The following is a 5,392-nucleotide window of genomic DNA, read 5'->3' on the forward strand; positions in this document are numbered from 1 at the left end:
CCCATGGATACAAGCCCACGGAAGACTATATCCGGGAAACCTATGGCGATGGCTGGAAGAAAAAAGAAGCAAGCCCCCTGCCTCCCATGAGTGCAGGAGCGCCCGGGCTGCCGCCGGAGTTTTCTGAAATTTCCAGCCTCACCCGGAAGCGAGCCAGCCACCGGGCAGACATGCAGTCACTGGTGGACGCCGCCGAGTATTTAAGCACCCAGTACCATGCCCTATATGGCAAGCGAGTGGAGGAACTTCTGAACTATTTGGAGGAAACCAGCGACGTGGCCACCTTCAAACAGAAGCTCACCGAGATGATGAAAGAGACCCCGAGCCAAGAGAGCATCGATACCGTCCGGAACGCCTCATTCTTTGCCCGGCTGATGGGGCTATTTAAACCGACGATCTGACACGTCAACGTCGGTTAAATAACAATTAGAAAAGACGAAAAGAACAGGCCTGATGCTCACTGATAAGGTTCCTTACGTCATGGCAGATAAAGCGGTCGTACCGATTGATCGTGCGGTTTTTCTAAATTCGGTGATAACTACTGCAGAAAAACGGAACAATCCTGACTGATACCCATCCCCAAAGACACCGAAGCTCCTACTACCAGAGGAGCTTTTTTTATGCCCGCAGAGATCTACAACTATTTTGAACTGAGTGCAGCCTTTAACCTTAAGCCCGAACAGGCCATCCAATACTTTCAGCAGAAAGGCATTAAAACCAGCTTCAGCTGGATGGACATGATCGGCGAAGAACATGACGCCGCCGTCACTGTCGCCAAGATGATGGATACCGACCTGCTGTCTTACGTAGACAAACAGGTGGATAAGATGCTGGAAGCAGGCGACACCCTGGCAGACTTCAAAAGAGCATTGATACCCAGGCTGCAGAAAGCCGGATGGTGGGGCAAGAAAGACGTGGTCGACCCATTGACCGGCAAGATCACCAAAACGCAGTTAGGCAGCGCCTCCCGGTTAGAGAATATATTCAGAACCAACCTGCAGAGCGCCTATGCCGTCGGCCAGTGGCAGAGCATCCAGGCCAACAGTCAATCCGCCCCCTATTTGATGTATGACGCTGTGGAAGACCATCGCACACGGCCAGAGCATCAGCAATGGAATGGCACCGCCCGCCCGGTAGACGACCCTTTCTGGCAGACCCATTATCCACCTAACGGCTGGAATTGCCGGTGCGGCGTAATTCAGCTGACTAAAGAGGAGATGGAGCGAAATAAAATACCGCTATCGCCAAAGCCAACAATAAAGAAACGCCTGTGGATAAACCCCCGCACCGGGAAAGCCATGAACGTGCCCACCGATTTAGACCCCGGCTGGGATCATAACCCCGGCAAAGCCCGCATGGACAAGCTGCGCCAGCTGGAAAAAGAGAAGGCCCTGCAGCTAAAACCCGGCATGCAGCGGGCATTAGAGCAGGGAGCCCAGGCTGCCAAACAGGCAAAGCAGAAATACCTCACCCAGTTAGCCGCCAATACCGCCCTGAAGAAGCTGGGACAGGCCAGCGTTGATGGCACTTTTGCAGTACAGAAACAGAAGGCCATTCAGAAAGCAGCGCAACACCAGCTGGACACCGCCATCGCCGAAAAGACGCCCTATCTGGCCAATGCCATCAAGCAGATCCAAAAACAGAAGGGTTCCGCTAGTCTGTCTCCTAAGGAGTTATTGGAGAGCGCCATGGAAAAGGCAGAGAATATCAAGCAGTCGGTGCTGATTAACCAATATAAGAAGGCCATTATTGACGGCAAGGCACCCAACAGCAACGCCCTGGCCGCCTATCACCAGCTGCCGGAGGAAGCGCAGAAGGCTATCGACCAAAGTATCGAGCTGAAGACTGGTCAGCTTCAGGCCAAAGAGACCCTGAAGGACATTAAAGAGAACCCCAAAGGGCAGACGCTGAAAAACCAGATCCTCACCAAGCTGGAGAAAAGCGGAGAGACCGACGATCTGACCCCGGTTCAGCTATTGAAAAAGGTGGAGGAGCAATACAAGGTCGAGCAGCTGAAGAAAGAGACCGCCGCCAAGCTATCGGGCTACAAAAAGAAAGTACTGGCCAAAAAGCTGCCCACCCCAGGGCAACAGGCGGCATTCAATACCCTGGACGAAGAAGCCAAGGAAAAGTTTCTGGCAAAGCTGGATGAGGCGAAGGCAAAGCAGGCAGTTGCCACACCAGCACCCACCGAAAACCCAATCGAAACAATAGACCCGGTTCAGATTGAGCCAAAGAGTGAAGCTCCCCAATGGAGTGACCTCACCAAGATCGGCAACCAGAAAGGCTCCAACCCCGGCGGCTTTTATCAGGACACCACTACCGGCAAGAAGTACTACATCAAGGAACCCGCCAGTGAAGACATCGCACGAAATGAAGTGCTGGCAGCGAAGCTATACGAGGCGGCAGGCGTGGACGTGCCCAACGTTTACCTGTTGCAGGACGGCAAGCAGATCCGTATCGCATCAGAAATCATTGATGCTTTACAGCAGGACGCCGGGCAACTAACCAGCGGCAATCTTCAGGGTATAAACGACAACTTTATAGTGGACGCCTGGCTGGCCAACTGGGACGTGGTGGGGCTTTCCTACGACAACCTGCTGGTGAAAGGCAGCAAGGCCATGCATATTGATACCGGTGGTGCCTTGAGATACCGAGCGCAAGGTAGATTAAAGGGCGATGCATTCGGGAAAAAGGTGCTGGAGATCGAGAGCCTGCGAGACAGCGCCATGAACCCCCAATCAGCGGCGGTGTTTGCCAGCGTTACCCGGGAAGACATGATCACCGGAGCCCGCAAAGTACTGGCACTGGATAAACAGCAGATCACCGACCTGGTGGAGAGCGTCGGCCCCACCACAAAACAGGAACGCACCAGGCTCATTAATATCTTGGTGGCCAGACAGCAGGACATAGCGAAGCAGTATCCAGAAGCACTGAAGAAAGCAACACCAGAACCAGCCACCACTGGCAGCGCCATCAACCGACTGGAATATGAACAAGTGGTCAACAGTCGCTCCAACGGTTACACCATCCCCACCGACAAGGGCGACATCGAAGACCAGAACGTGCTGCTTTACCACAAGAAAAACCTCCAGGGTAAGGACGTGACCGGTGCTTATTTCAAGATGAGGCCGACCGCTATGAAACGGCTGGAGGACAGCATTGGCAGCGTAAAGGGCGTGAAAGATCAATATGAAGAAGTTCATGAGCATATCATTACGGCCATTAAATCCGTCGCTTATCGAGCAGATAAAGGGAACGTGATGGATGCAACCGCATTTATGAAAGTAGAAAAAGCCATAACGACGTGGGACAAGACAATTGATGAGATGAAAGATCAGGTGGCAAAGAACCTGCGGCCACAGAGTGAGCTGACAAAATTCTTAAACGACAGTCAACCGTTTATCGATGAGTTAAGGCGAGCCAAAAACCTGAATACGAATGATGTGCCCACCTGGAACAAAGGGCTCGGGATATATAAAAAATTAAGGATTAAACCCGCCAAAGAAGAAATAAAAGAAGGTCAGCTGATATGGACAAAGAAGCGAACCGAGTATCGGCTAGGTTCCTTTGACCGGGGAAACCTGCGGGAAGGGAACAAAACCTATGATCTGGAAACCCACCATTACGAGAGCGAAGTAGACGGTGCCATCATTCGCTATTGGCCGAAACGTACCGATACCTATTATGCCTTGCATGGCAGAGTGGAAATAGAAATACCCGGCAACCAGCAGACCGACACCGAAAAAGTCTTTCAGCTAATCAATAAGCTCGGTGTGGATAGCCAGCGGGCGAACCCGTTAGATATTGAGGAGCTTTATCTGGATAAGCTGGCGTACATGCATAAACAGAACGAAGCCATCGCCAACACCACCCGCACCATCAGTGACCAGCAGGAACGGATCGACAAGAAGATTCAGCTGCTGAATAAAAAGCTGAAAACCGACCTGAAAAGTTTGCCGCAATACAACCCTCGTGGTGACTATCAGGCTTTCAGCCAGGGACGCCGTGTATTTTACCGACCAGAGATGCTGATTGATCCAGAATTTAACACGTTTCAAAAAACGCATCGCCTGCACCACAGCAACACCTCGAAAAAAACATTACCCGAAGTGGTGGCAGCGGTGCTGAGTTCCGGCGGTCAGATGGCCTCCACCACCGATAAGATAAGACGAGGACTGCCCCCAGGTGGTATGTCTCCGGAATCCGATCTGGATTCAGGCGGAGCCAACTACTTTTTTACCCGGATAAAAACCAAAGGTGGTGCATACCGACAGCCGGGATTTGTCTGGAAAGCCAGTGCCGCCTCCAGAATGGATGCCATCAGTTACAACAGTGATTTTTTCGGCAGAACCACCGATAACCATGTGCAACAACACCGAAAGATCAAGGTAAAAGAGCTGGAAAGCGTGGTAAAAAATAGCCGTAATGAAACTATTTTCAAAGACAGCTTATCCCTGTTTGACGACCTGGATCGCATAGTAACGACGAGCGAAACCGAGCGAGCCGCTATCATTAAAGCGATACAAGACGCAGGCTATAAGCAGTGGCCAGACGGACGGCCTCTGGAAGACATCGTGAAACGACAAGGAGAACCCTAATGACCCCAGCAGAAGCAAAGCAACCTGATACTTATTTAGAGATAGTCCATCCCTATGGCGGCAAACGATACCCGGCCCATATATTCGACCTGAACCAGGGCATAGCATGGATTGAGTACGGCTGGGCAAGCGATGACCCCCTGGCAGCACCCAACAACCCAATCCACATGGTGGAGGGCAAGGTCGAGGCAACCAGGGACGGCCAGTGGCAGATCCAGAGCGAAGACGGGCTGGTGACCATACGGACTATGGCTATAAGCAGGTACGAGGATGACAGCATTATAATTAAGCTGTCAGAGCTATCCGAGGGCGATAGAGCGTTAGCCCGAGAGCGCATTGAAGCCAGCCTTAACATCAAACTACCCCCTCACCAATAAGCCCCCAGAACGCCGCCCAGTGCGGCTCCCACCCTTTGAAAAACGTCATGCTTTTTCCCTTGCTGGATGACCGTCGCCGTCTATGGTGTGTGTAAAGACAAAAAAAACAGGACGGACAGCATGAGAATCATTAGCCAGAAACAAGCAATTGAAAAAGTAATTAATTTCACATTGAAGCTGCAGGGCATGTTCACCAGGGGAAACGAGCAGAAAGAAGTATCCATCCCTTTAGCCAAGCTGGAAAAAGCACTTTTAGAAGCCTGCAACGCAGGCTATGAACAAGCCATCAGGGACACTATTTAGCCAGGGAGCGCCACCATAAAGACATTAAGCGAAGGACAAAAACGTCAGCGCAAGATGCAGGGCGCTAGAATCGGCTGTACGGACATTCATTGAATCACGAATTCGTGCTTC

Annotated in this window: 4 protein-coding genes; all 4 read left to right on the forward strand. The window is 51.6% G+C overall.

Going from position 1 to position 5,392, the window contains the following annotated elements; genetic code table 11:
- Positions 1-401 (forward strand): hypothetical protein (locus KDK14_RS04545; protein ID WP_257263832.1); only part of this gene is annotated, 401 nt, incomplete at its 5' end.
- Between the two features lie 219 nt (positions 402-620).
- Positions 621-4,601 carry a phage minor head protein gene (locus tag KDK14_RS04550; protein ID WP_257263833.1) on the forward strand — a complete coding sequence of 1,327 codons (3,981 nt, stop codon included), beginning with the start codon at positions 621-623 and terminating at the stop codon, positions 4,599-4,601.
- Positions 4,601-4,978, forward strand: coding sequence for a hypothetical protein (locus KDK14_RS04555; protein ID WP_257263834.1), 378 nt, complete (start codon positions 4,601-4,603; stop codon positions 4,976-4,978). The genes KDK14_RS04550 and KDK14_RS04555 overlap by 1 nt, the downstream gene beginning before the upstream one ends.
- Positions 4,979-5,098: 120 nt before the next feature.
- A complete protein-coding gene (locus tag KDK14_RS04560) occupies positions 5,099-5,281 on the forward strand; it encodes a hypothetical protein (protein ID WP_257263835.1) in 183 nt (60 codons plus the stop codon).
- Positions 5,282-5,392: the final 111 nt, after the last annotated feature.

It is taken from the genome of Endozoicomonas sp. ONNA2, assembly GCF_024606365.1.
GTDB lineage: Bacteria > Pseudomonadota > Gammaproteobacteria > Pseudomonadales > Endozoicomonadaceae > Endozoicomonas.

Bases quoted from the DNA above. Each gene is read 5' to 3' on its own strand.
- KDK14_RS04550 (WP_257263833.1), top strand. From the start codon at position 621: ATGCCCGCAGAGATCTACAACTATTTTGAACTGAGTGCAGCCTTTAAC.
- KDK14_RS04560 (WP_257263835.1), top strand. From the start codon at position 5,099: ATGAGAATCATTAGCCAGAAACAAGCAATTGAAAAAGTAATTAATTTC.
- KDK14_RS04555 (WP_257263834.1), top strand. From the start codon at position 4,601: ATGACCCCAGCAGAAGCAAAGCAACCTGATACTTATTTAGAGATAGTC.